At 45.8% G+C, this 25,867-nt stretch carries 21 protein-coding genes and 1 riboswitch; of the genes, 2 read left to right on the top strand and 19 right to left on the bottom strand.

Features of this window, described 5'->3' with window-relative positions; all coding sequences use genetic code 11:
• Window positions 1-122 precede the first annotated feature (122 nt).
• The 14 genes from MKX97_RS02170 to MKX97_RS02105 all read right to left on the bottom strand — a co-directional run bounded on the left by MKX97_RS02170 (window position 123) and on the right by MKX97_RS02105 (window position 16,698).
• Entirely contained in the window at window positions 123-644 is a 522-nt protein-coding gene (locus MKX97_RS02170; RefSeq protein WP_342536837.1) for a MogA/MoaB family molybdenum cofactor biosynthesis protein, read from the bottom strand.
• A 13-nt stretch (window positions 645-657) separates the two neighbouring features.
• The gene (locus MKX97_RS02165; RefSeq protein WP_342536836.1) at window positions 658-1,677 is read right to left on the bottom strand and encodes a ThiF family adenylyltransferase; all 1,020 of its coding nucleotides are present in this window, start codon (window positions 1,675-1,677) and stop codon (window positions 658-660) included.
• Between the two features lie 42 nt (window positions 1,678-1,719).
• The gene (locus MKX97_RS02160; RefSeq protein ID WP_342536835.1) at window positions 1,720-3,234 is read right to left on the bottom strand and encodes an MFS transporter; all 1,515 of its coding nucleotides are present in this window, start codon (window positions 3,232-3,234) and stop codon (window positions 1,720-1,722) included.
• Window positions 3,235-3,304: 70 nt separating this feature from the next.
• Entirely contained in the window at window positions 3,305-3,838 is a 534-nt protein-coding gene (locus MKX97_RS02155) for a hemerythrin domain-containing protein (protein WP_221837859.1), read from the bottom strand.
• A 16-nt stretch (window positions 3,839-3,854) separates the two neighbouring features.
• A complete protein-coding gene (locus MKX97_RS02150) occupies window positions 3,855-4,505 on the bottom strand; it encodes a response regulator transcription factor (RefSeq protein WP_009766330.1) in 651 nt (216 codons plus the stop codon).
• Entirely contained in the window at window positions 4,486-5,568 is a 1,083-nt protein-coding gene (locus MKX97_RS02145) for a sensor histidine kinase (protein WP_078817453.1), read from the bottom strand. The genes MKX97_RS02150 and MKX97_RS02145 overlap by 20 nt, the downstream gene beginning before the upstream one ends.
• Window positions 5,549-6,028: a GAF domain-containing protein gene (locus MKX97_RS02140; protein WP_078817454.1), complete on the bottom strand. Its 480-nt coding sequence runs from the start codon at window positions 6,026-6,028 to the stop codon at window positions 5,549-5,551. The genes MKX97_RS02145 and MKX97_RS02140 overlap by 20 nt, the downstream gene beginning before the upstream one ends.
• A 30-nt stretch (window positions 6,029-6,058) precedes the next feature.
• Window positions 6,059-6,754, bottom strand: coding sequence for a respiratory nitrate reductase subunit gamma (narI, locus tag MKX97_RS02135; RefSeq protein WP_009766333.1), 696 nt, complete (start codon window positions 6,752-6,754; stop codon window positions 6,059-6,061).
• Window positions 6,747-7,316, bottom strand: coding sequence for a nitrate reductase molybdenum cofactor assembly chaperone (narJ, locus tag MKX97_RS02130; protein ID WP_342536832.1), 570 nt, complete (start codon window positions 7,314-7,316; stop codon window positions 6,747-6,749). Before narJ ends, narI begins: the two co-directional genes overlap by 8 nt.
• Window positions 7,309-8,919, bottom strand: coding sequence for a nitrate reductase subunit beta (gene narH / locus MKX97_RS02125; protein WP_342536831.1), 1,611 nt, complete (start codon window positions 8,917-8,919; stop codon window positions 7,309-7,311). The genes narJ and narH overlap by 8 nt, the downstream gene beginning before the upstream one ends.
• Complete coding sequence (locus MKX97_RS02120; protein ID WP_342536830.1) at window positions 8,909-12,583, bottom strand: nitrate reductase subunit alpha; 3,675 nt, start codon at window positions 12,581-12,583, stop codon at window positions 8,909-8,911. Before MKX97_RS02120 ends, narH begins: the two co-directional genes overlap by 11 nt.
• 401 nt (window positions 12,584-12,984) lie before the next feature.
• Window positions 12,985-14,136, bottom strand: a complete 1,152-nt coding sequence (locus tag MKX97_RS02115; RefSeq protein WP_221837870.1) for a Ger(x)C family spore germination protein — start codon at window positions 14,134-14,136, stop codon at window positions 12,985-12,987.
• On the bottom strand, window positions 14,129-15,577 hold the full coding sequence (locus MKX97_RS02110) for a spore germination protein (protein WP_342536829.1): 1,449 nt from the start codon (window positions 15,575-15,577) through the stop codon (window positions 14,129-14,131). Before MKX97_RS02110 ends, MKX97_RS02115 begins: the two co-directional genes overlap by 8 nt.
• Before the next feature lie 20 nt (window positions 15,578-15,597).
• A complete protein-coding gene (locus MKX97_RS02105) occupies window positions 15,598-16,698 on the bottom strand; it encodes an endospore germination permease (RefSeq protein ID WP_342536828.1) in 1,101 nt (366 codons plus the stop codon).
• A 396-nt stretch (window positions 16,699-17,094) separates the two neighbouring features.
• Here MKX97_RS02105 and MKX97_RS02100 point away from each other — a divergent pair, with 396 nt between their 5' ends.
• Window positions 17,095-18,615 (top strand): succinate CoA transferase, encoded by a 1,521-nt coding sequence (locus MKX97_RS02100; RefSeq protein WP_342536827.1) that lies wholly within the window; start codon window positions 17,095-17,097, stop codon window positions 18,613-18,615.
• Window positions 18,616-18,676: 61 nt separating this feature from the next.
• Window positions 18,677-18,925 carry a hypothetical protein gene (locus MKX97_RS02095; protein ID WP_342536826.1) on the top strand — a complete coding sequence of 83 codons (249 nt, stop codon included), beginning with the start codon at window positions 18,677-18,679 and terminating at the stop codon, window positions 18,923-18,925.
• On the opposite strand, the gene MKX97_RS02090 is transcribed toward MKX97_RS02095, so the two are convergent.
• From MKX97_RS02090 to MKX97_RS02070, 5 genes are all read right to left on the bottom strand, one after another.
• A complete protein-coding gene (locus MKX97_RS02090; RefSeq protein ID WP_009766342.1) occupies window positions 18,880-19,917 on the bottom strand; it encodes a ribonucleotide-diphosphate reductase subunit beta in 1,038 nt (345 codons plus the stop codon). The genes MKX97_RS02095 and MKX97_RS02090 overlap by 46 nt on opposite strands.
• Window positions 19,896-20,333: a flavodoxin gene (locus MKX97_RS02085; protein ID WP_221837881.1), complete on the bottom strand. Its 438-nt coding sequence runs from the start codon at window positions 20,331-20,333 to the stop codon at window positions 19,896-19,898. Before MKX97_RS02085 ends, MKX97_RS02090 begins: the two co-directional genes overlap by 22 nt.
• Window positions 20,321-22,543, bottom strand: a complete 2,223-nt coding sequence (locus MKX97_RS02080; RefSeq protein ID WP_342536823.1) for a ribonucleoside-diphosphate reductase subunit alpha — start codon at window positions 22,541-22,543, stop codon at window positions 20,321-20,323. Before MKX97_RS02080 ends, MKX97_RS02085 begins: the two co-directional genes overlap by 13 nt.
• 144 nt (window positions 22,544-22,687) lie before the next feature.
• Window positions 22,688-22,866: riboswitch (cobalamin riboswitch) on the bottom strand.
• 119 nt (window positions 22,867-22,985) lie between these two features.
• Window positions 22,986-24,413 (bottom strand): alanine/glycine:cation symporter family protein, encoded by a 1,428-nt coding sequence (locus MKX97_RS02075; protein WP_139365973.1) that lies wholly within the window; start codon window positions 24,411-24,413, stop codon window positions 22,986-22,988.
• 103 nt (window positions 24,414-24,516) lie between these two features.
• The gene (locus MKX97_RS02070; RefSeq protein WP_342536822.1) at window positions 24,517-25,659 is read right to left on the bottom strand and encodes a glycerate kinase; all 1,143 of its coding nucleotides are present in this window, start codon (window positions 25,657-25,659) and stop codon (window positions 24,517-24,519) included.
• Between the last annotated feature and the right edge of the window lie 208 nt (window positions 25,660-25,867).

The following is a 25,867-nucleotide window of genomic DNA, read 5'->3' as shown; positions in this document are numbered from 1 at the left end:
AAACAACTGCCAACCGCTCATAAATCTCTCCGTGCGATCATAACAACCGCATTACCACTCATAAACAACCCAGACTCGATCATAAACCTCGAATCCACGCTCATACACCCAAACCAAATCACTCAACCTTCCAAATGCTTCGTCAACTCATGCGCAATATGCGGCAACTCCGGCAAAATCAACTTGTCCATCGCAAGCGCTACCGCTTTCGAAGAGCCTGGAAGCAGGAACACCACTTGCAAACCAATCGCCCCCGCCGCCGCACGACTCAACAACGCCTTCGAACCGACATCTTCGGTATAGCTCAAAAAGCGAAACAATTCGCCAAATCCATCCAACGGCTTCGTAAAATAAGGAGTTACCATCTCCACCGTAATATCACGTGCTCCAATGCCCGTCCCGCCTGTGAAAATCATCGCTTGAATCGAGGAATCCGCCAACCAATCCGATAGTTGCTGCACAATATGCTCACCTTCGTCCAAACAGATGCCATATTCCCTCACTTGATGCCCTGCATCCTCCAACTTCTCCCGAATGATTTTCCCGCTCTTGTCATCCGCTTCTGTCCTCGAATCACTAATCGTCAAGACAGCGACCGCAATGGACTTCATGCGCGCTTGCTTTGGTAAATGAGATTCTTCCATATTCTGCTCCCCCTTAACCGAATAATGAATGATACAATTTCCTTCCAGTCCGCATGTCCTTCAGTCCATGTATGAGTAACCGACCATTGCCGAATAAAATGCAGCGATAATTCTCCGCATGGAACTCTACGAAAAATGGCGTTTCACGATATTTCATCCCTAGTTGCCGGGCGACACGCACTCCATCCGCTACCGTCAATTCGCGGTCGGCATCCGGGATAATCTGTACGGTGTCGCGTCCGCAAAGCACTGCGTATTGCGTGCCGGATTGCGCATGCAGCGCAGGGTATGTCGGATGACTTCCACACGTTTCACAATCGGGGTTCTTCATTCGACTAATTCCCGCTTCGACAGATGTATTGTTCCACACATCAAAATGCAGAAGTTTCGTGCGCATGGCGGACGTATTTCCTGTCAGCCATTTCAACGCTTCTGCACTTTGATGTGCCGCAGATATCTGAACGGCAGGCGCGATGACTCCTACTGTATCACATGTTTCATTAACAGCAGGGAGTACTGGAAGCAGACAGCGAAAACAAGGAGTCTCGCCCGGAATGAAAGGAAACGCGCTGCCGGAACTGCCGACAACTGCGCCATAGATCCATGGAATATTCAGTTTCCAAGCCGCATCATTGATCAGCAAGCGCGTCTCGAAATTATCCGTCGCATCGAGCAGCAGGTCAGCATCTTGGGAGATCTCTTCCAAAATGGGACCATCCACATGATCGAGCACCGTCCGGATTTCTACATCTTCGCGGATCGATCGCAATCGCCGTTCTGCCGCCACCACTTTCGGCATGCTTCCTTTCGCATCGGCTTCATTGAATAATTGTTGCCGCTGCAAATTGGAAGCTTCTACATAATCACGGTCAGCCAGCGTCACTTTGCCGATCCCCGCTCGCACAAGCGTCTCGGAAATTGCAGAACCGAGTGCACCGCAACCGATAATGACTGCATGCGCCTCCGTTAACTGGCGCTGCCCGAATTGCCCGATTGGCTGAAATAATGTTTGTCTCGAATAGCGATTTTCCACTTTATCTACTTCCTTTCATTTGACAAGAAGCAAGGGCATCGGTTAACTAAACCGATTGCCCTCGCCTGCAACAGGACTGATATCACTGAACGATCCGACATATCGGACCACGTCCCCCGTTCCATCTCTCACGGCACTGATAGAAAGGAACTCCAAATACTCTTCACCGTTTTTCTTCTTGTTCCAAATCTCACCATGCCAAACGCCCTCTTCTTCGATCTGCCGCCACATTTCATCGTAGTATGCTCTCTCGTGCCGGCCGGAACTCAAGACGTTCGGACTTTTGCCAAGCACTTCCTCTTCACTATATCCTGTCAGTTCCGTAAATGCCGGATTGACCGATACAATGACACCTGTCTGATTCGTCACGAGAATCCCTTGCTTTGTCGAATCAAATACTTCTTTTGACAGACTCACACGGTCCATGTAATAAAGCCAAACGACCAATACAAGACTGGCGAGTGAGACTTGAGAAAACGCCATGAAACCAATCGAATACGAACCTGTCATTGAGAAGATCGTCGCCAATAACAATGGAGGGAAAAAACCACCGAGACCACCCATCATCGAGACAATCCCATTGACCGTACCAGCTTGCTTACTGAAATAAAGCGGAACCAGTTTAAAGATGACACCATTGCCGATTCCTGCTGCAGCCGCGATCAGTATGCTGCCCACTGTATAGAGCGCGATGTCAGGTGAAAAAGCCAGCACAATGGAAGCCGCCGTCAGACCGGCAAAACAGCCCATCAATAAGAATAACGGCTGAAACTTGTCACCCAACCAACCACCGACCGGTCGCAGTAACGTAGCAACGACGATAAAGCCCGCTGTCCGGAGTCCTGCATCCACTTTCTCAAGTCCAAAGTAATTGACGAGAAAGTTCGGCAAAAATACGGTAAATGCCACGAATGAACCGAACGTGATGAAATAGAATAGCGAGAAAAACCAAAGCTTTTCATTTTTATAAACACTTTTAATTTGCTCAACAATTGGTGCTTTTACCTTCACCTCCTTGCGGTCACCGAAGAAAAAATTCAACGCGATGAACACAAGCAGCAAGACGAGATACATTTTGACAGTCAACGACCAGCCAAACTTCATAGCGAGCACAGGTGCAGAAAACGTAGTGATCGCCGTTCCGATATTCCCCATGCCGTATATACCGTTGACCAAACCATGTTTTTCCTTAGGATAATATTTCGGAAGCGATGTAACCCCAACGGAGAAAATCGCTCCGCCTACCCCAAGCAAAGTACCGCCAATCAATAACCCTGTCACCGTTGAGGTCTCACTTATGTAGTAGACAGGAAATAATAACACGATAAAACTGATGAAGAACATAACACGTGCTCCATACACATTGGCATAATAGCCAAGCGGTATCCGTAAAATCGAACCGAGCACTACCGGGATTGCTGTGATGATGGCCACACGTTCAGGCGGGATATTAATGTCTTCACTGATGAACGGCAACAGCGAAGAAATAAGCACCCAAACCATGAAACCGACAACTAGATTCGCCGTCTGAAGCGGCAGTTGGATCTTTTGTGTCATAGGAATCCATCCAATCTGAAGTTAATTACTAAACAACCACAACATTCTTTTACTCTCTCGTTCTATTTGCTCAAGACTTAGGCAAGATCGATGTATACATTTGCTCAAAAAGTTCATCTTGCTCTTTCGCCCGCAACACAGACTCCACCATCGGGAACACCACATTTTCTTCCTTGACGAAATGAATCATGATGACCTCAAATGCCTCGCCTGCATCTTTCACCACATCTTCCATCATCTCAAGTGTGAACTGAGACAAATCTCCTCTTGTATGGTGAAGGAAATGACCGATATATGCATCGATTTCTTCGTGCTCCTCTTGAACCGCCTGGATCGGACCTTGCTCACTTCCGACATACTTTGAAAGCATTGGAAACAGATAGCCTTCTTCTTTTTCCGTATGGTTTTTCAACGGATCAATGAATTCGATGACCAACTTGCGCAATTGCTTGAGCGCATCCAACCCCTTCTCGCGGGAGTAGATTCCCTTTTCGAAATCCAGCACAATCGCATGCCATTCGTTCATCAAATGCGATAAGAAACGATGTTCATTTTCCAGCACACGCAAAACCGGCAGCGAATACGTAAACCCTGGATTGACCATCTTCCTTCACCTCCTATCAGAAATTCAAAAACTTCTTACGCAGCGCATATTCGACCAGTTCGGGACGATTCTTCAAATGAAGTTTGTCCATCATCTTCGACTTATGCGCTTCTACTGTTTTTACTGAGATATAAAGCATTTCTGCAATTTCCTTATTGCCGTAACCTTTCGCGACGAGCGGCAGGATTTCGATTTCCCGTTTGGATAAAATCTTGAACGGATCATCTTCGTCAGCCAGTTTCCTGTCTTTTTGCACAAACTCCCGCACAAGCGAAGTTGCCATGGACGGATGCACATAGGTTCCACCATCGTATACTTCACGAAGGGCGCTGATCAATTCTTCATCAGGCGCATTTTTTAAAATATAGCCTGACGCTCCATTTTTCAGGACGTGAAACATATACTCTTCGTCATCGTACATCGTTAAGATCACAATCTTTGTTTCAGGAAAGTCCTCATGTATTTTGCCTGTTGCAATCAGACCGCTTTGTCCGGGCGGCATGCTCAAATCAAGCAAAATGATGTCCGGCCGATGTTTGGCAACCAATTCATATGCTTCCAATCCATCTGCTGCCGTCGCTACGACTTCCATATCATCTTGGTAATTCAGGATATGCATGAATCCTGTGCGGACGACTGCATGATCATCAGCGATTATGATTTTCATTCGTTGCTCTCTCCTTCTTCACCGGAATCTCCACTTGGACTTTTGTTCCAGTTTGAGCACCGGATACAATCGTCAAGTCTCCGCCAACGAGCTCTACGCGTTCTTTCATTCCATAAAGGCCAAGACCCGTGCCCTGCGGCGTAAAGTTATTGACGTCGAAACCCACACCTTCGTCAAACACTTGTAATTGTAAAATCCCTTTTGTTTCCTTCAAATTCAAGTACACATCTTCCACTTCCGCGTACTTCATTGCATTCAAAATCGCTTCTTGACCGATTCGATATACTACCGTTTCGATTTCACCTTCATAACGTTTTTTCTTCAGGTCCGAGTCTAGATGAACATACAGACCATAATTCTTTTCCAAGCCTTTAATATGCGTCCGAAACGCGGCCTCCAAGCCAAAATCATCCAGGACAGCCGGCCGCAACTCGACAGACAGATGGCGGATTTCATCTAACAACCGCATCAGTGACCCTTCCGTCTGCCGCAGCTTTTCGAGTGCCTTGTCATTCACATCCATGTATTTCAAGACGCGCAGATCCACAAGAGAACTCAACATTTCTTGGGCCACGCCGTCATGCAATTCTCTGGAAATCCGTTTGCGTTCGTTTTCTTGTGCCAGAATTACTTGCTGCATGCGTAACTTTTGGTGCAATACTTCCTGCGTCTGCGTTTGTTGAGTTAAATTCCGCAACATCAATACAGAGATCTGTTGCTCTTTGTCTATCACTTGATACGTAGCACTATAAGGCAAGACGCCCAAATCTCTCGTCTCAAGATACAGTTGAAATGATGTCAGCGTTTCTTGCGGATTGGACATGAAACAAGAGACACATGTCATTTGCTCCTCTTCACTCGTATAGCCGCGGCACGTCAGGCAGATAGAACGCGCATCTCCTTCCAGCATCTTTTTATAGATTCCGGGTTCAATAATTTCCTTGGCCGCCTCGTTCATCGACAGGATTTGACCATCAGCTGCAAAGAAGAACATCGCTTCCGTTGTACGGTCATATAGTTTTTGCAGCAAGTTTGTTAGGCTTTCACTGTTCGATAACGTCATCTTTCATTCGCTCCTTAAGGTAAAACGGTCCGAATTGCGTCCCGATTGCTTGTTTGAACTGTTCAAATGTTTCCTCCGTCATTTTGTTCGATTTGCGATACCCGATGAGCAGCACACCTTGCACATGATCGCCTTGGAATAATGGCATTGCTCCAAAGCTTTTGAGCTTTTCGAATAGAACAATCGGGTGGTTGTATAGATCTTGCGGATCCAACTGCGCCTCAACGTTCTCAATCATAATCGGTTTGCCCATCTTGAAAACGAGTCCCGCAACTCCTCTTCCCGATTGAAGGACGATCCTTCGATAACGAGTACTCAAGTTTCCACTGACATAACGCCACTTCAATTCATGACGTTTCTTACTGATATCCACAAGCGCCAACCCGACGAAGTCAAGCTGAAAGGTCTCTCTGAGTTGTTCGATGGCCGACTGGAAATTAAAGCTCTGTTGTCCTTTCATAGACATGATCTCCTATTTCTCATCATCCGCTCACCGTGGTGTGTTTTTCGTCGGCTGATGTTTTCTATATAGAATATAACTTCTGCCTACATAATTCAACGGCACACTCCAGACGTGCACCAGACGTGTGAACGGCCACATCGCAAAAATGAGGAACCCGGTTAAAATATGCAACTTGAACGCAATCGGCACAGCGGCCATATACGCAGCTTCCGGCTGGAAAATAAGCAACGAGCGAAACCATACGGAAATAGTTGCACGATAGTCAAATCCCGGTGTTATATTATTGGTGATCAATGAGCTGTATACACCGATGAACACGATGAACAGCAACAACGAGTTGACGATCAAGTCGGAAGTGGATGATAATTTCCGAACGTTCGACTTCGTAAAACGGCGAGACGTCAAGATGATCATTCCGACAAGCGTCACGACACCGAAGAAACCGCCACCCCATACCGCTCCGAGATGGTACATATGGTCACTGATACCCATCGCCCGTGTCCACTCCATCGGAATTCCTAACCCCGCGACATGTCCCAAGATTACCGGGAAAATCCCGATATGGAACAGCAAGCTGCCGATCATCAATTGCTTCTTCTCAATAAACTCACTGGATTTCGCCGTCCAGCCAAACTGGTCGTTACGGTAGCGAAAAATATGTCCTACAATGAATACTGCCATACAGATATAAGGAAAAATGACCCATAGAAATTGACTAGTCATTGGCAGAAACCTCCCGTTGAATACACGATTTACATGTTTCACGCAGCGCCCGAATCAAATAGAAATAAGGGCTTTCATACTTTTCTAGCGCCTTCATCAAGAAGTAGGTTCCGTCTTCGATGACCGCTAGCAGCATGGAAAAGCTTTGCTGCGCTCGCGGATCACCCTTCCATTCGGCTGCGTAGATAAATTCGCACATCAACGGAAGTAAATCAGACAGTTCTTCATCCGGCATACTCAAACCGAACATTTCATACAGCACTTTCAATCTCGCCAGCATTTGTCCTCGCTCTTTGGAGTCCTCAAATTTCACAAATGTCATAAAAAGCGTGGCATCCTTTTGGAAGTCGAATGTGTATGTGTACAGCTCCTCAATTTCATCCAAACTATACGTCTTCATAGCTTCCCAATACGTTTGCAAGTCTTCATAACCTGCTGCGTCGGGTGTTACAAATTCTTCCCACATATTCGGATGAAACGTTAGTTTTTCGGGATAATTCAGTTGATTGGAGAAGAAACCGAAATTTTTTTTCTTTTCATATAAGAGGTCGAGATTAATCACGCCAGATCCCCCCATAGAAATTCTCCTCGTATATTTCCTTGCCTGTCTTCACAGGAGCCCCTGGAGACGCAGGCCCGCAGCCATCACAAGCACCGTCCACGCCCATCACAGAATAGGTGTACGGGCTTTGATTCGGCACTTGTTCACCGTATGTGCCCATGCTGTCATACCCGGCGGAACCTTGCGAGCGGTAGACGTTCATCTGCCCCTCTTTATGGGAAGTCGGGATGACGAAACGATCTTCGTATTTGGCAATCGCAAGCAAACGATACATTTGCTTCGTCTGTTTCGCCGTCAAGCCGACACGCTCAAGCTTTGTCTCATCAAATTCCTTGCCGGAAGAAATCGCACGCATATAGGAACGCATCATCGCCATACGCTGTAAGCCACCTTTCACCGTTTCTACATCCCCCGCCGTCAGCATATTCGCCAAGTACTGGAGCGGTATACGCATTTCTTCGATTGCCGGGAAGATCATATCCGGATTTTTGATGGAGTCTTTTCCTTCAAAATAGTTCATGATCGGGCTAAGCGGCGGAACATACCACACCATTGGCAATGTCCGGTATTCCGGGTGCAATGGGAAAGCCAGCTTATATTCGATCGCCAATTTATAAACAGGTGAATTTTGTGCCGCTTGGATCCAGTCTTCTGTAATCCCGTCTTTGATCGCCTGCTCGATGATTTCAGGATCGTTCGGGTCTAGGAATAAATCACACTGCGCTTGATACAAATCTTTCGGATCGGGCGTAGCAGCCGCTTCCTGTACGCGGTCCGCATCATATAGCAAGACGCCGAGGTAACGGATACGCCCTGTGCAAGTTTCAGAACAAACCGTCGGCAATCCCGATTCCACACGCGGGAAACAAAATGTGCATTTTTCGGCTTTATTCGTCTTCCAGTTGAAATACACTTTTTTATACGGGCAACCTGTCATGCAGTAACGCCAGCCACGGCAAGCTTCCTGGTCAACTAGCACGATGCCGTCTTCGTCACGTTTGTACATCGCACCGGAAGGACAAGAAGCCACACAACTCGGATTCAGGCAGTGTTCGCATAGTCTAGGCAAATACATCATGAACGCTTGTTCGAAATTGAACTTGATTTCTTCTTCAATTTTCTCGATATTCGGATCAGTCGGTCCTGTAATATGCGCACCAGCCAACTGGTCTTCCCAGTTCGGGCCCCACTCGGGATCCATATATTCGCCTGTAACGACAGATTTCGCACGAGCGACCGGTGTATGCTTTTGATCCGGCGCGGCCGTCAACTCTTCGTAATCATACGTCCATGGCTCATAATAATCTTTCATCTCTGGCATATCCGGATTGTAGAAGATTTTACCGAGTGCGATCTTGGACAGCTTGGAACCCGATTTCAGTTCTAGCTTCCCCTTTCGCAATTGCCAGCCACCCTTATAAAGCTCCTGGTCCTCCCAACGTTTCGGATAACCGATACCCGGTTTCGTTTCAACGTTATTGAACCACATATACTCGGCACCTTCACGGTTCGTCCAAGTCGTCTTGCACGTCACACTGCACGTATGACACCCGATACACTTGTCTAAGTTCATTACCATTGCAACCTGCGCTTTAATTTTCAAGCCAGTTGACCTCCTTCATCTTGCGGACCGCGACATACACATCTCGCTGATTTCCGATAGGTCCGTAATAGTTGAATCCATAACTGAGCTGAGCATAGCCGCCCACCATTTGAGTCGGCTTCATGTGAATACGCGTAGGTGCATTATGGCTTCCCCCGCGCTGCTCGGTAATTTCCGAGCCCGGCATCTGAATATGCTTGTCTTGTGCGTGATACATGAACATGGTCCCTTTCGGCATTCGGTGACTGACAACCGCACGTGCGTTGACGACACCGTTCCGGTTATAAACTTCCAGCCAATCGTTATCGTCGATGCCGTGTTCTTCAGCGTCCAGATTCGATAGCCAGACTGTCGGACCCCCACGGAACAATGTCAGCATATGCTGATTGTCTTGATACGTGGAGTGAATGTTCCATTTACCGTGCGGCGTTAAGTAACGTAATACGAGTGCATCCTGACCTCCGGTAATTTCCGCGTCCCGATCCGCAAAGACGAAAGGCGGCAGTGTCGGTTTGTAGACAGGCAACGCTTCCCCAAATCCAAGGAAGAATTCATGGTCCACGTAGAAGTGCTGTCTGCCGGTCAATGTCCGGAACGGAACCAACCGTTCGATATTCGTTGTGAACGGCGAGTAGCGGCGTCCCAATTTATTCGACCCGCTAAATACCGGTGTCGGAATAACTTCGCGAGGCTGGGCGGTAATGTTGGCAAATGTGAAGCGCTCGGCCGCCCGGTCTGCTGAGATATCCTTCAGCTCGACGCCCGTATCTTGCTCGGCCGCTTCGAATGCACGCTGTGAGACCCGGCCATTCGTTGCTGAAGACAGCGTGAGCATGGCCTCTGCCGCATGTTTTGCCGTATAAAGTTTCGGCAGGCCGTCTTTGATCGTGTCGTCCTCGTATATACCATTGATGCCTTTCATCAGTTCGTATTCCTCTGCCACGGAGAAACTGACACCGTGCGCTCCGGTTTTCCCTGTTGACAATAAAGGTCCAAGCGTAACGTACTTGTCATAGATTTTTGTAAAGTCACGTTCTACGATGGTCATGCCTGGCATTGTTTTGCCCGGAATTGCTTCAATTTCACCTTTACTCCAGTCGCGCACTTCGCCAAATGGCTGTGCGATCTCTTGAACCGAATCATGTGCCAATGGTGAAGTAACGAGGTCCTTATAGACACCCGGCAAATGAATTTTCGCCATATCCGAGAACGTTTCGGCGATCGTCCGGTAAATATCCCAGTCCGAACGGGATTCCCATAGTGGATTGACCGCTGGATTAAACGGGTGGACAAATGGGTGCATATCCGTAGACGATAAATCTACTTTTTCATACCAAGTGGCTGCCGGTAAGACGAGATCGGCGTATAGCGGTGTTGCCGTCATCCGGAAATCCAATGCGACCATTAAATCCAATTTGCCTTCCACTTCATCTCGCCAAACCATCTCTTCCGGTTTCATGTCTTCATTCGGACGGGCCAGTAAACCGCTGGAAGCGCCGAGTAGATGTTTCATGAAATATTCTTGACCTTTAGCTGAACTGGAGATGAGATTGGAGCGCCAGATGAACAGTGAACGCGGGAAGTTTTCCGGTGCTCCCGGATCCTCTGCCGCAAATTGCAACTCTCCTGACTTCAGCTGATCAACGATATGACCGACGATTTCTTTTGTTTCGGTCTTACCTTGTTTCGCTGCTTCTTCAACGAGCATTAAGCTGTTTCTATTAAACTGCGGATAGGATGGCAGCCAACCAAGACGCGCAGCAAGTACATTGTAGTCCGCCGGATGTTTGTATCGTGCTTCGCCCCCGAGCGGTGACATGAGCGTATCGGCACCTGCCTCTTCGTACTTCCATTGATCGGTTGCAAAATAAAAGAATGACGTTGCATTTTGCAGACGCGGCGGCCCTTGCCAGTCTTTCGCAAACGCAATCGTGCTCCACCCTTCAATCGGACGGCATTTCTCCTGACCGACGTAATGCGCCCAGCCACCGCCGTTGACGCCTTGTGATGCCGTCAGCGTGACCAAGTTCAGGATCGCCCGGTAAATCGTGTCACTGTTGAACCAGTGATTGATTCCCGCCCCCATGATGATCATCGAACGTCCACCCGTATCAATCGCGTTTTGTGCAAATTCCATCGCGATTTGCGTGACCAGTTCAGGTTTGACGTTCGTGATTGATTCCTGCCAAGCTGGGGTATATATAGAAGTAACATCATCATAACCAGTCGCTTCGAGCTCGCTGTCAATTCGATTGACCCCGTATTGGCTTAACATGACGTCATACGTCGTCGCCACCAAGCGTTCCGTGCCATCTGCGAATTGGACTTTCATTGCAGGGATCGGTCGTTTGAATGTACCGTTACCTTTCTGGTCGAAATAAGGGAAATGGATTTTCTGCCACTCGGCTCCATGTTTTTCAACAGACAGTGCCGGTTCCACGTACGTGCCGTCTTCATTTTCAAGCTGCAAGTTCCACTTGACGTCCTTCTCCCAGCGCTGCCCCATCGTCCCGTTCGGTACAATAATTTCATCTTTCGCTTCATCGAATAGCATTGGTTTCCATTCTGCATGCTCAGATTGCTGACCCAAATCGCTGGCACGCAGGAATCTGCCGGCTTTATAGGAATCTTCATGAGGTTCTAATAGAATCAAGAACGGCATATCAGTATATTGCTTCGCATAATTTAAGAAAGTCGGTTCTTTACGTTTCTGATAGAATTCATCCAATATGACGTGTGTCATTGCCTGCGCAACTGCCGCATCGGTACCTGGATTTGCTGCGATCCAATCATCTGCGTGCGTTACACTTTCCGCATAGTCTGGTGCCACTGAAACCACTTTCGTTCCTTTATAGCGAACTTCTGTCATGAAGTGTGCGTCTGGCGTACGGGTTAACGGTACGTTCGAGCCCCACATAATGATGTAGCCCGCATTGAACCAGTCACTTGATTCAGGAACATCTGTCTGCTCGCCCCAAATCTGCGGGGAGGATGGCGGCAGATCCGCATACCAGTCATAGAAACTCAGCATTTCTCCACCTAATAATGAAATGAAGCGTGCGCCGGATGCATAGCTGACCATCGACATGGCCGGAATAGGGGTAAACCCTGCTACACGGTCCGGGCCGTACTTTTGCACAGTATAAATGAGCTGTGCCGCGATCAGCATCGTCGCATCACGCCAATGGATTCGGACATGTCCGCCTTTACCGCGTGCTTTCTTGTATTCATTCGACTTCGCCGGATCTTCAACAATAGCCGTCCAAGCCTTCACCGGATCTTTCGTTTCTTGCAGTGCTTCATTCCACATACGCCATAACTTCCCTCGTATATAGGGATACTTCACGCGAAGGGGACTGTACTCATACCAAGAGAATGATGCACCACGCGGACAACCACGGGGTTCGAATTCCGGCATGTCCGGACCGCAGGAAGGATAATCGATCTGCTGGTTTTCCCATGTGATGATTCCGTTCTTGACAAATACTTTCCAGCTGCAGGACCCTGTACAGTTCACGCCGTGCGTTGTACGGACTACTTTGTCATGCGACCAGCGCTGGCGGTACATATTTTCCCAATCACGGTTCTTTTCTTCTAATACCGACCAATTCCCAGAATAACTTTCGACAGGTTTAAAATAATTCAGTCCAAATCTCTTTTTCATCGAACATTTCCACTCCTTCTCAGAATGTCGCAACAAAGAACACAGTCATACTAAACTTGTTACCCTAAAATAAATTAATTAATCCGAATTTTGGTAAGGGTATTCCCTAATTAAATTTTCTCACAATACGACTATCAAACTATTTTCGTCAAGTTCTCTTTATAATCCTTAATTATACGCGCATTCTAGACGTTCACCATTAGGGATTCCCCTATTTCCCTATTGGAAAGTTAAACCTCACAGGTTTCGATTAGGGAAAACTCTGACTCTATCAACTTCTGAATCATTCTGATACTCATATAACTAACAGTCTTTCCATATTCAGCCCTACAAGCAGGAAAAGCTGTAACGTTGGACGGCTTTTGCGAGCATAAGCGAAGTGTTGGTAGCACATCTTTGTGCTACCTATTTTTTTCCGTAAATGTTTTTCTATCCGAATTAAGTTCGATTATTTTAACATTCAGTGTGCGTATTGAATTCTCCGACAATCCGACCTTCCCCTTTTCTTGAAGTCGTTTCCACGCCTTGACATCCTTCCGATATAAATATTCAGACAATCGATAAATATCGACATCTAATTTTAATGCTTCCTTGTAGGTTTCTTCGATTTGCTTTTTAATTTCTTGTTCTGCTTTTTTTCTGATTTCATCCTTATTTATTTTTATAGGAATGGCGCTTACTTCTCCTTGCATCCGAACGTCAATGTCGAATTTCACTGTATCGCCTTCGACTACAGGCGTTACTTTCACTTTTATTTTCTGAAATATAGCTGTCATGAAATCTTCTTCCGAATTTAAAGAAAACGTGACTTCTCCTCTTTGCGTCTTCTCATTCATCCACTTCAATCCAGATAATTTTTCCACATCCAGGAATCCCTTGAATTCCTTCGGGGTAATTAACCCACCCCCTGCAAGCTGTGCTATTTTATCCTTGCCTGTTACCGTTTCCCAGTTTTCAGAAACCTCCATATATGGAATAACCATTTCGTGACCCGGTTCATTTAATCCGATAACCATTCTGCGTATATCAACTGGTTCGACAGACGACGATTGGTCATACGTATTCTTAGGATCCCCTAATCTTGACAATGTAATGGCTGTATTGACAATAGGAACTGTTAACAATACATCTTTTACGGAATCAGCCGTGCCGTACAGCAAAACTTGATATCTTGTCTCTCTATAACGAAGAAAAGTGTCCATAGCACTTTGCATGGCGCCATTTTTCAACGCTTCTTCAGATAGGATGATGAAAGTGAGCTGCCCCCAATAAATCCTTTGATCCGCTGAATTGTATATATTGAAGATTGCTTCGTCTATTGTTTTACCAGTGGCAAAGCCTGTTTCCGATTGCTTAGGATCCGTATTAGGTTGTTCTAATTTTGCCACTTTTTTATAATCAATAATTTGGACATATACATTATACTCACCGTCTTTATAATCAATACCGAGACCATACACATACAGCATCCGTTCTGGTTCATTTCGATTCCAACAACCTGAAAGCAAAGCAACTAGTAGTAAACTAAGAACAATCCACTTATTTCTACTCATGTTTCTTCCTCGTTTTATCTTTGAGATTTAAATCTTGCGGGCGCTCTGTGTAGTATTTACCTGGGGGCCGAAATATTGTTTTAATAATCTTAGACCAACTTAAATCTCCCGCAATAGACAAATACGGAACGCCGAACACTCTCATATTGGCTACATGAAGAACAATAAAGTGAAACGAGAGTAAAAATCCGACCAGCCCAAAAAAAGATGTGAATAGGATGCAAAAATATCTTAATATACTCACGGTCGTAACCAGTGTTTGGTTCACTAAGGTGTAGGATGCAATGATAGAGCTTGCTATGACGACAATCATTGCCGGACTTGTAACCCCCGCCCGGATGGCCGCATCACCGATTATTAAGCCACCGACAACTGATATTGTTCCGCCGATTGCAGCAGGAGCCCGTGAACCGAACTCACGAAATAAATCGAATATAAAAAGCATGAGGATCATTTCAAGGCCTGATGGTAATGGAAGTCCCGTACGCGATTGCACTACTGTCGCTAACAATTGTGAGGGCAGCTGGTTTTGGTGAAACGTTGTCAAGGCCAGCCAGAATGCGGGAAGGAACGCACCTATAAAAAGACCGACCAGCCTTAGTAATCGCCCTAGTGAGGTATAAACAACTGAATTCTCATTATCCTCACCCGTTTTAAAGAGTAGAAATACATTCACCGGAATAATCACCCCATAGGCGACACCGTCGATGAGGATAACGAATCTTCCTCTTGCCAGGTGTTGAATGGCAAAATCTGGTCTTCCGGTATAGTCATGCTTCGGGAATAAATAAGACTTTTTATCCAGGTGCTCCATTAAGATATTCCCGCTAAAGAGGACATCAATATCAATCTTATTTATTTTTTCCTTTATGCCTTTAAGAATTTCTTTATCTGCAATATCGTCAAAATAAAGGACAGCAACCGCTGTTTTTGTCCTTCTTCCTACTTCGAATTTTTCAACGCACAGTGAATTCGTAGGCAGCCGTTTCCGAATCAAGGCAATATTGGTGGTAATATTTTCAATAAAACCATCCCTTGGTCCTTTCACAACTACTTCTGTGTTTGTTTCTTCCGTATTACGATTTGGCTTTTTGGAAATCGTACTTGAGTAAATGACATTATAATCTTCAAAATAAAGAAGAACATTTCCGGCATATACCTCAGTTATCATCTCATCTGTATCTTCCACTTTTTTTAATGCAGGAATGTGTAAATAACTTGACACCGCTTCTTCAAAGGACAACTCTTCAAGTTTATTGAAGAAAAGCTGAACGCGTTCAACAATTACGTCATTTAATAAGTGTTGATCAATCATTGCCTCACAGGTAATAAACAGCACATTACGCTGATTAAACGTATAGACCTGAAACTGAACATCAGCAGATTTATGAAATAATTGTTTCAATGTTTCGGAATAATCGTTCGTATCGGCAGATTGCATACTTTTTCACCCTTTCCAGCTTACGTCTCATGCTTGAATCTCTTTGATGATCTACCTGAAAAAAAGGCAACAAACGCGAGAAACAGCGAAAAAGCAAAATACACAATAAAGGTGATCGGCAACATATATTTTCCTTTGACCTCATCGAATGTACTTCCACTCATCTGCAATAATGCTAAGCTGATAAAGAAAAATGCCGGTGCAATATATGCCCAGATCATTTTCTTTTTCCCATTCAGATTAAATAAGTCGACGATGATGTATAACATGAATCCAACTCTTATAAACGCACCTGTAATCCATTGATAAATCGAGAAAAAATCAAGATGTTCGATATAACGCCCGATTTGTACGAGTCCCCATTCTTCATAAGCCGGAAACCGTTGTTCATTTGCCTCACTGGGCCCGAACTCCGTAATCGCACCGACTAACGGTCCCAGCGTTAGTCCCATCAAAATAAAGAACATGATCAGATAATGTCTAAAGCGAATCCGATCCTTTATTTTATGTTGGAGAAAGAGGAGTAACATAAGTTCGATCAGTCCTGAAGCAGGGTACACCATCGCTTTCAGTACAGGATCAAACCCGTGTTCAAAAAATGGCTGCAGCAATGCATAATCTTTTACCTGTAAATTCGTAAAAGCAGCAAAAAAACCAAAAGCAACAACACCCACCAAAACAAATACATTTATCATGACAATCGTCTGAATGGACGTTGTGATCAACATGACGCTAAGTATTGTAAAAAAAATCAACAGAGCGATGGAAGGCGTATCCGTCAAAAATGTATACTTAATCCATTGCAGCATTTCACTTGTCGTGAATGAGGCATGCACCAAAAGACTAGTGGCGAGCAAAAAAACGAAAATAGATGAACTGACTTTGCCGGTTTTCTGTCTTAGCCAAACTTTCATCGGCTCCATATTTGTTTTTTTATGAATATATAAAAGTAGGACGATCCATGGTAATAAAACCATAGTTGCTGACAGTACAGATATCCATCCATCCCTACCGGCAACATTTAATATCGCCGGAATAATTGTGACGTGATTTTTCAAACCAATAACTGTCATTGTTAGAAATATTATGTGCAGCATACTGATTGAACCGGTATGTTTCATAGTAAAAACCCTCTGTCATATGTTAATACCGTTTATCATTGACATGAATAAGAGGGATTATAAGCAAGTATGTCCTGAATTATTCGCGGAAATACCATCGGCGGTTGCGGTAAAAAGGTGATATTGATCCGTTACTATGTATCCTTCATTGTAATGCGGCAAGTAAGTGGAGATGAAAAACGGTAAATCTCTTTCAACACGGACTTCGAAATTGAGTAACGAAGGGTGCAAAACCTCTTTTAAAGCTACACACACGTATTCCACGCTTGGACTCTATTTCTGTTCAACCTGTTATTTTCGGAAGATCATTCACTATAGTTCTCTTAATATTATGTTGATTTTATTTAGATTACTGATAGAATTATAGTTAAAATGAAAGGTTAGGTGGATGATACCGTGGCAAACGAATTAAACAAAGTTCTTCGTTGTGAAGCACTAAAAGACAAAATCGTAACAGCAGAAGAAGCAGCATCTTGGATTGAGGATGGGATGTCTCTAGGTTTAAGTGGATTCACTTTGTCTGGAGATGCGAAAGCGGTTCCATTGGCATTAGCGGAAAGAGGTAAAAAAGAAAAGTTGAAAGTAAACGTTTTCACTGGAGCTTCTCTCGGACCAAACGTCGATGAGTTGATGGCAGAAGAAAACATGATCAACTTACGTATTCCTTATCAAGGCAACCCAGCAATGCGCGGAAAAATCAACTCCGGTGAGTCTTTCTACATCGACCAGCACCTTTCCCATACAGCTGAGTGGGTACGCCAAGGCGTAATCGGCCCAATCGACTACGCAATCATCGAAGCAGCTGCTATTACGGAAGATGGACAAATCATCCCGACAGGTTCAGTTGGAAACTCACCAATCTTCGTACAAGAAGCAAAGAATGTCATCATCGAACTAAACGTCAATGTGCCAGCTGAATACGAAGGTTTGCATGATATTTTCATTCCTGCAAAACAAGGTGAAAGAAAAGAAATTCCTGTATACAGTGTAACTGACAAAATCGGTACACCTGGTATCAAAGTTGATCCTGAAAAAGTACGCGGGATCGTTATTACAGAGAAAGGCGATATTCCTTCCCCTATCGTTCCTCCAGACGAAGAGACACAGGAAATCGCAAACAACTTGCTCGACTTCTTCCGTGATGAGATAAAAAAAGGACGCATGGACGAAACGTTGATGCCTCTTCAATCTGGTGTCGGCTCAGTAGCAAATGCAGTTCTTGACGGCATGAGAACTTCTGAGTTTAAAGACATCGAAGTATATTCTGAAGTCCTTCAAGATGCGATTTTCGACTTGATCGACGACGGCGTTGTAAAGTTTGCTTCTGCGACTTCATTAACGCTTTCTAAGAAGCGTTTGGACAGCTTGCAAGAAGATATCGGTAAATACCGTGACAAGCTTGTATTCCGTCCGCAAGAAGTGTCCAACCACCCGGAAGTTATCCGTCGTTTGGGCATCATTTCCTTCAACACGGCGCTTGAGCTGGACATCTACGGAAATGTTAACTCTACACACGTCAGCGGTACACGCATGATGAACGGTATCGGCGGTTCCGGAGATTTCGCGCGTAACGCACGAATCGCAATCTTCGTAACGAAGTCATACGCAAAAGGCGGCGATGTTTCATCCATCGTACCTTTCTGTTCTCACGTAGACCACACAGAGCACGATGTAGACGTAATTGTTACGGAACAAGGCTACGCAGATCTTCGCGGTCTGGCTCCAAGACAAAAAGCAGAAGCATTGATCGAGCACTGTGCGCACCCTGACTTCAAGGAAGAGTTGCGTGATTACTTCAACCGAGCAAAAGACCAAGTTGGCGGACAAACACCACACATCTTGGAAGAAGCACTGTCTTGGCACGTAAATCTTGCGAAGTACAAAACGATGCACAAAGAAGCACCTGTTCAGAAATAAATTTCTTTTTCAGCACAGCGAGCGGATTTTTAATCCGCTCGTTTTTTTGATTGTCTGGGGGTTGGATTGGTTCGGTGTGGTGTGGGTTTGGTGCGGTACGGCGCGGGGTTGGCTCGGTACAGCGCGGGATTGGTTCGGTACGGCGCGGGATTGGCTCGGTACGGCGTGGGTTTGGTGCGGTGCGGCAAAACTTTTGCTTGCTTGCCGGCAATCATGTACGGAAAAAGGGAAGCGCGATTGGCGCTTCCCTTCCCTTTTCACTTCTTACAAATCATCAAAGCCATTCAAATCACTCGTCTTCACATACTGACGGCTTGTTTGTTCGAAGAAATCTGTCTTCGTATCATCGAAGTTATCGACATATGCGCGAATCCATTTCATCGGATTGTCCGTGAACTCGGGATAGATTTCACTCAATCCAAGCATGCGCAGCATTTTATTGGCACGATATTTGATGTAGCCTTCCATTTCCTCCATGTCGAGACCTTCGATTTCGCCTAGTACATAGCGGCTCCAAATAACTTCTTGCTCGACGGAATGACGGAATTGATCATAGATCCAATCTGTGAATTCACCCGTATTGTATTCAGGGTTTTCAGCAAGCGCCGCGCGGAAAATATCACTGATCGCTTTTCCGTGTTGCAATTCATCTCTATTGATATACGAAATCATAGTAGATGTCCCGACCATTTTCTGGTGACGTGCTAAGTTATAGAAAAACGCAAACCCACTGTAGAAGAATAAACCTTCAAGCAATGTTGTATAAACCATCGCCTTCAAAACTGTTTCAATTGTCGGATTCTCAGCTAACTCATTATAGACTTCCACAATCCGTTCATTACGCTTCATCAACACTTCATCCGTACGCCCCATTTCAAATGAAGCCATTTGCTTGTCTAGATTGGTGACGGAAGACAGGACGTATGCATAACTATGGTTATGTTCACTTTCCTGGTCCGCAATTGTCGCCATAATCGACTTGACGGAAGGATCCGTCGCAAAGTCCGCGATCTTCATCGCTACAACTGTTTGCGGGCCATCCAATGTTGCGAGCAGGCCGATAATTTTCAAGAAGGCAGATTGCTCTTCTATCGAAAGGCGCGGGAATTGCTTTACGTCTTGTGTCATATCCACTTCATTCGCCGTCCAAAAAAGAGAACGGATACGCTGACGCAATGTATAGAAATGTGGATGCGCCAAGTCATTCCAGTTCAAAATGCCGCTTGCTTCCCCACCAAAAATAGCCGTCGCTTTGTTCGGATTTGCTGGATTCAATACTTTTACTCTTGTAAGTGTCGCCAATGGTCGAGCACTCCTTTCGTCCAATTCGTTACCAATTTTTCTTGCGTGCCACGCGGGCTTTGTTCGATCTTTAACGGTTCAAATGGTGAATGATAGAAGCGCGCTAACTTTTCTGCCGCTTTGCAAAACAACTCATCTCCACCAAATTGCGTATCCCCTGTGCCGAAGACGTAGACAGGCTCTGGCTTGAAGCCGATAGCCGCCACAAAGTCCTTCACTTCATCCGGCGTTGAACCTTTTTCCCATGTAAAGGAACCAATGCAGAATGCTTCATATTTATTTACATCCGGAAGGACCCCGATGCCGATCCGATGGGTGTCGACTTCGATTCCTTCACGGCTTATTTTATCCGCTATCAACTCCGCCACTTCCTCCGTATTGCCGCTCCAGGAAGTGTACGCAATCAAGAATGACACCACTCGCACTCCTCGATTTCAGAAGCTGTTGACCGCATATAATACGTTGTTTTCATACCGGATTTCCATGCTTGCATGTGCAAATCAAGCAGGACAGATGCCCGGATGGAATTCGGTACGTAAATATTGAATGAAATCGACTGATCGATATGTTGCTGGCGTGCGGCGTTTTGTTTAATTGACCAGCGCTGATCGACGATATACGCGGAACGGCGGTAGATATCATACGTGTTATGGTCCAAATCGGGTGCGATGACCGGCAATTTATAGTCTTTTTTCTCTTCATGATAGAACGGCTTGAAAACCGGGTCGATCGAAGCAGTGGAGCCCGCTATAACAGATGTCGAACTATTCGGCGCGACAGCCATCAAATAGCCATTGCGCATTCCGTTGATTGCTACGTCCATACGTAGCTCCCGCCATTTGTTCGAGTCGTATTCGCGTTGCTCGAAGTACTCCCCTGTCTGCCAATCGGAGCCTTCAAACAATGGATATGCGCCTTTTTCCTTCGACAGTTCCATCGACGCTTTGATCGTCAGATATGCAATGTTTTCGTAAAGTTCATCTGCATACTCCACAGCCTCGTCGGATTCCCACTGAATATTTTTCAATGCCAATAAATGATGCCAGCCAAATGTACCAAGTCCGATACCACGGTAACGCGCATTCGTACGTTGTGCCTGTACCACCGGAATTTTGTTTTGATCGATGACATTATCGAGCATTCGCACTTGGATCGTAATCAGGCGATCGAGCACGTTCGCCATCACCGCTTTTCCTAAGTTAATGGAAGATAGATTACAAACAACGAAATCGCCCGGCTTTGTGCGTGTAACGACCATATCGTCTTCCAATGAAACCGATTCGAATGTGGTAGCCGACATATTTTGCAAAATTTCTGTACACAAATTACTAGAATAAATAATTCCCTCATGTTTATTCGGGTTCATCCGGTTCACTTCATCGCGGTAAAACATGAATGGTGTGCCTGTTTCCAGTTGGCTGCGCAATACACGTTTCATGATTTCAATCGCAGATACCGTTTCGCGTGATAACTCCGGATTATTGACACATTCCTCATACTTCTCACGGAACGAGCCGGCTCCTTTTGTCTCATCATAAAAGTCTTCCAATGAATAACCCATCTTCGTCCGTACTTCATGCGGGTCGAATAAATGCCAGTCTTCGCGCGATTCCACTTTCTCCATGAACAGATCCGGCAAGCAAACGCCTGTGAAAATATCATGTGCACGCAAACGATCGTCACCGTTATTCAGCTTCAAATCGAGGAATGTAAAGATATCTTTATGCCACACATCCAAGTACACCGCTACCGCACCCTGTCTTTGACCGAGCTGATCGACGCTGACTGCCGTGTTATTCAACTGCTTGATCCATGGCAGCACGCCGCTTGAAGCACCTTCAAATCCTCGGATAGATGCACCGCGTGAACGGACTTTCCCCATATAGACGCCAATTCCGCCGCCGAATTTCGATAAGTTCGCAATATCCGTATTGCTGTTGTAAATGCCCTGCAAGGAGTCATCCACTGTGTCGATGAAACAGCTGGATAACTGACCGTGCATCTTCCCTGCATTCGACAGAGTCGGAGTTGCAACCGTCATGTAAAGATTGCTCATCGCCCAGTATGCTTCCCCAATTTTATGGATGCGCTCTTCCGTTTCATCCTGCATCAATGTCATCGCGATGACGAGCCAGCGTTCTTGCGGCAGCTCTACCGGCTGCTTGGAGAAGTTTACTGTGACATAGCGGTCCACCAATGTTTTCAATCCAATATAAGTAAATAAAAGGTCGCGGGTCGGCTCCAGTAAACGGCCGATTTCGTCGAGTTCTTCACGGCTGTACTTCTCCGTCAACACCGACGTATAGAGCCCTTGCTCCACCAAGCGTTCTACATTTTTCGCAAAGTCAGTATAAACATCTGCGCCACGCAGCGCTTTTTGCTTCGCATACACATCATATAGATAAATCCGCGCGGCCACGAACGTCCAGTAGGTATTCGCTTCATCGATTCTGCTCAGTGATTCCAAGACCATCGCATTCGTCCAATCCGTTGCTGAACTTTCCGGATGCCGCTCTTGATATCGCCGGCTCGCTTCGACTAATGGCTCAACTTCCTGTTTCCCGAACTCTTCCTGTAGATTTTCCATCAATAAATCAAGACCGACTGTTTCATGAATAATAGCCATTAATATCCGCTCCCTCAAAAATAATAAAAAATAAAAAAAGACTCCCGATCAATCGGGAGTCGTCATGTGACGGATGGTAGTAAGCGGAAAACGACAGGCAAACAAAAACCTCTGCGTTTCGCTTCCACTCTCCAACCCCGAAGAATGTATCGCATGATGAATGGCAGGTCTCCTGGCTGGCATGTCTCTCTTCTGTCCATCCTTCCCGCCTAAGGCAGTGGATAATTACGGACAGTCGTCAATACCATCAGTTGCGGGGGCAGCTCCGTTTTTAGCGGATTCCCTTTTAAACCGTTATCGGTACCGATTCATCAAAATACTATATATAGTGTCTTATGTACAAGTTATACCCTAACATGTTGTGTGTAAACTGTAAAGAACTAAAAAAGGTCGCAGTTCAGAATTGGACTTCTGAACTACGACTTTATTGTTTCAGCGGAACTCACCCACGCAATCGATCTTCTGGATCCGTAGGGGTTTCCTCCCAACATTCCGCGCCTTTTAGGCCAGGAATGCTTTCGGCTTTGAATACTGGATTTTTCCCTTGGCGTCTTTGAGCAGTGAAGTCGTCGAGGACTTGAAAAGCCACTTTTCCGAGAAGTAGGATGACGATCAGATTCAGGATTGCCATTACACCCATGAAGAGATCGGCCATATCCCATACGACTTGTACTTTTGCTACTGCACCGAAAAACACCATGCCTAGGACTAGAATCTGATAAAGCACTTTCCATCCTCTGCCCGCGTGAATGAACTCGATATTCGTCTCACCGTAATAATAATTACCGATGACAGAACTGAATGCGAAGAACATGATCGCGACCGCAATGAAATACGGAGCCCATGCCCCGACATGCACTGCCATCGATGCCTGCGTCAGCAAAATTCCATCCGTTTCACCAGACTGATATAGTCCGCCAAGCAAGATGATGAATGCCGTAGCCGAACAAATTATAATCGTATCGAAAAATACACCAAGACTCTGTACGAGCCCTTGTTTTGCCGGGTGTGAAACATTGGCTGTCGCAGCAGCATTCGGCACACTACCCATACCGGCTTCATTGGAGAATAGTCCTCGGCGAACCCCTTGCATGATCGCCATCCCAATTCCACCGCCCGCAATTTCCTTGATGCCAAATGCATGTTCAACAATCAACATGAACATGGCAGGAACCTGCGTAATATTCATGACAACGATAAACAACGCAACCAGAATGTAGAATACTGCCATCACGGGAACAATCGTCTGCGTCACTTTGACAATGCGCTGGACACCGCCGAAGATGATGATGGCTGTAAGTACTACCAATCCGAGACCGACACCCCAATCTGGAATACCGAAAACATTCATGAAGGATTGGCTGATCGTATTGGATTGTACTGCGTTGAAAATGAAACCGAAACATAGTGTCAACAAAATAGCAAAAGCGATTCCTAGATTCCGCTTTCCGAGCGCTTTCTGCATATAATACGCTGGTCCACCGCGGAACGTCTCACCATCTTTTACTTTATACACTTGCGCGAGCGTACTCTCGATGAATGCGGTCGCCATTCCAATGATCGCAATAATCCACATCCAAAACACCGCGCCGGGTCCACCAATTCCAATTGCAAGGGCGACCCCTGCCACGTTACCAGTCCCGACACGCGAAGCCGCACTGATGGTGAACGCCTGGAAAGGTGAAACTCCGTCATTCCCTTCCTTCTTTTCCACGATCAAACGAAACATTTCACGGAACAAACGCACTTGTACAAATTTCGTGCGAATCGTAAAATATACCCCAGCTGCGAGTAAAAGTCCTATTAAGATATACGTCCAAATAAAGTTATTCGCCGGTCCTACCAGCCAGTCCAAAGCATTTTGAAACATCTGACCACCTCCTTGTTTATCTATACCCTGCTAACTATCCGAATACGCATCGCAAAGCAAATAATCTCGCACTGACGAAACCGGATTTTATCAGTATACTATATCACAAGAATAAATCGCTGTTTTTTATTTCTGACATCAAATGGGCAGTCTCCCTGCAGAGCAGCCCGGATGCATTCGCCATCAACTCAACCAGCGTCTTACTGCCGTCATCTAGAGTACGCAGTTCAGAAAACCACTCTCTCAATTCCCCGCATGCATTATCTTCAATCGCTCCTGAAATGACGAAGACAGGAACTCCGCAAGCTTTCGCTGACTTCGCAACTCCCAGCAATGCCTTGCCATCCAGCGTCTGGCGATCCGTCTTGCCCTCGCCCGTCAAAATGAAATCAGCAGACTGTATATGCTTTGCGAATTCAATGGCCTCCAACACTACTTCAATCCCGCTTTCTAATCGCGCCCCGCAATAAGCCAGCAAAGCACCCGCACTTCCTCCCGCCGCTCCAGCACCCTTCAGTTTATGGAGACGCATACCAGTAAGTTTGGCTGTTTTATCCGCAAAATGAAGCAATCCTTCATCCAGCAACTTCACCGCTTTTGTATCTGCTCCTTTTTGCGGTCCAAAAATGTACGAAGCACCATTTTCACCGACGAAAGGGTTTTCCACATCCGATGCAATCCGAATATCCGTCGTTACCAAACGCTTATCCATCTGCGACGCATCTACTTTATCGATGAGGGAAAGCGAAGAGCCGTTCATCTGCAGCAACTTCCCCTGCGCATCAAAAAACCTGACACCTAGCGCTTCCAACAAACCGGTTCCTCCATCATTCGTCGCACTTCCTCCTAAACCGATGATCAACTTGCGATGCCCTTCATCAAGCGCATGGCGAATCAATTCTCCCGTGCCAAATGTCGAAGCCTCCATCGGATTCAATTCACCAGGCCCAAGTAACATCAGCCCAGAAGCTTGCGCAAGTTCCACCACTGCCGTCTCCCCATCACCGAGTACTCCAAGTTGCGCTTCTACTAAATGCCCGAGGGGGTTGCGTACAGTAAATGTTTTATACACGCCTCCCGTTGCAGATATAAGAGCCGACAATGTGCCTTCCCCGCCATCTGCGACAGGCAAACACATTGTCTCCGCTTGTGGAAATACCTTTTTGACACCTGTCTGCATCGCTTCTGCAGCTTCATCGGCTGTCAAACTTCCTTTGAACGCATCAGGCGCAATAATCACTTTCATCGTCTCAGCCCCTTTTATTGGTAGTGTAGCAGATTTACAAAGAACAGACATTTCGAAACTGATATTTTCAATTTTTCTGAGAGTACGATATAATCAACGGCAAGTACGAGAGGTAAGCTAGGTGAACTTTCAGAAAGGAGAATGAACAATGAATAGTAAAATGTTTGTTCTACTATTGGTTATCTTAGTGATCAATACTTTGCGATAT

It is taken from the genome of Sporosarcina sp. FSL K6-3508, from assembly GCF_038615825.1.
Taxonomy (GTDB): Bacteria; Bacillota; Bacilli; order Bacillales_A; family Planococcaceae; genus Sporosarcina; species Sporosarcina newyorkensis.
Note: the sequence above shows the minus strand (reverse complement) of the source record. Positions and strands in the feature narration are given on the sequence as shown.

Coding starts and splice junctions, on each gene's coding strand:
- MKX97_RS02170 (WP_342536837.1), bottom strand. CDS start 644: ATGGAAGAATCTCATTTACCAAAGCAAGCGCGCATGAAGTCCATTGCG.
- MKX97_RS02160 (WP_342536835.1), bottom strand. CDS start 3,234: ATGACACAAAAGATCCAACTGCCGCTTCAGACGGCGAATCTAGTTGTC.
- MKX97_RS02155 (WP_221837859.1), bottom strand. CDS start 3,838: ATGGTCAATCCAGGGTTTACGTATTCGCTGCCGGTTTTGCGTGTGCTG.
- MKX97_RS02150 (WP_009766330.1), bottom strand. CDS start 4,505: ATGAAAATCATAATCGCTGATGATCATGCAGTCGTCCGCACAGGATTC.
- MKX97_RS02145 (WP_078817453.1), bottom strand. CDS start 5,568: ATGACGTTATCGAACAGTGAAAGCCTAACAAACTTGCTGCAAAAACTA.
- MKX97_RS02140 (WP_078817454.1), bottom strand. CDS start 6,028: ATGAAAGGACAACAGAGCTTTAATTTCCAGTCGGCCATCGAACAACTC.
- narI (WP_009766333.1), bottom strand. CDS start 6,754: ATGACTAGTCAATTTCTATGGGTCATTTTTCCTTATATCTGTATGGCA.
- MKX97_RS02120 (WP_342536830.1), bottom strand. CDS start 12,583: ATGAAAAAGAGATTTGGACTGAATTATTTTAAACCTGTCGAAAGTTAT.
- MKX97_RS02115 (WP_221837870.1), bottom strand. CDS start 14,136: ATGAGTAGAAATAAGTGGATTGTTCTTAGTTTACTACTAGTTGCTTTG.
- MKX97_RS02110 (WP_342536829.1), bottom strand. CDS start 15,577: ATGCAATCTGCCGATACGAACGATTATTCCGAAACATTGAAACAATTA.
- MKX97_RS02105 (WP_342536828.1), bottom strand. CDS start 16,698: ATGAAACATACCGGTTCAATCAGTATGCTGCACATAATATTTCTAACA.
- MKX97_RS02080 (WP_342536823.1), bottom strand. CDS start 22,543: ATGGCTATTATTCATGAAACAGTCGGTCTTGATTTATTGATGGAAAAT.
- MKX97_RS02075 (WP_139365973.1), bottom strand. CDS start 24,413: ATGTTTCAAAATGCTTTGGACTGGCTGGTAGGACCGGCGAATAACTTT.
- MKX97_RS02070 (WP_342536822.1), bottom strand. CDS start 25,659: ATGAAAGTGATTATTGCGCCTGATGCGTTCAAAGGAAGTTTGACAGCC.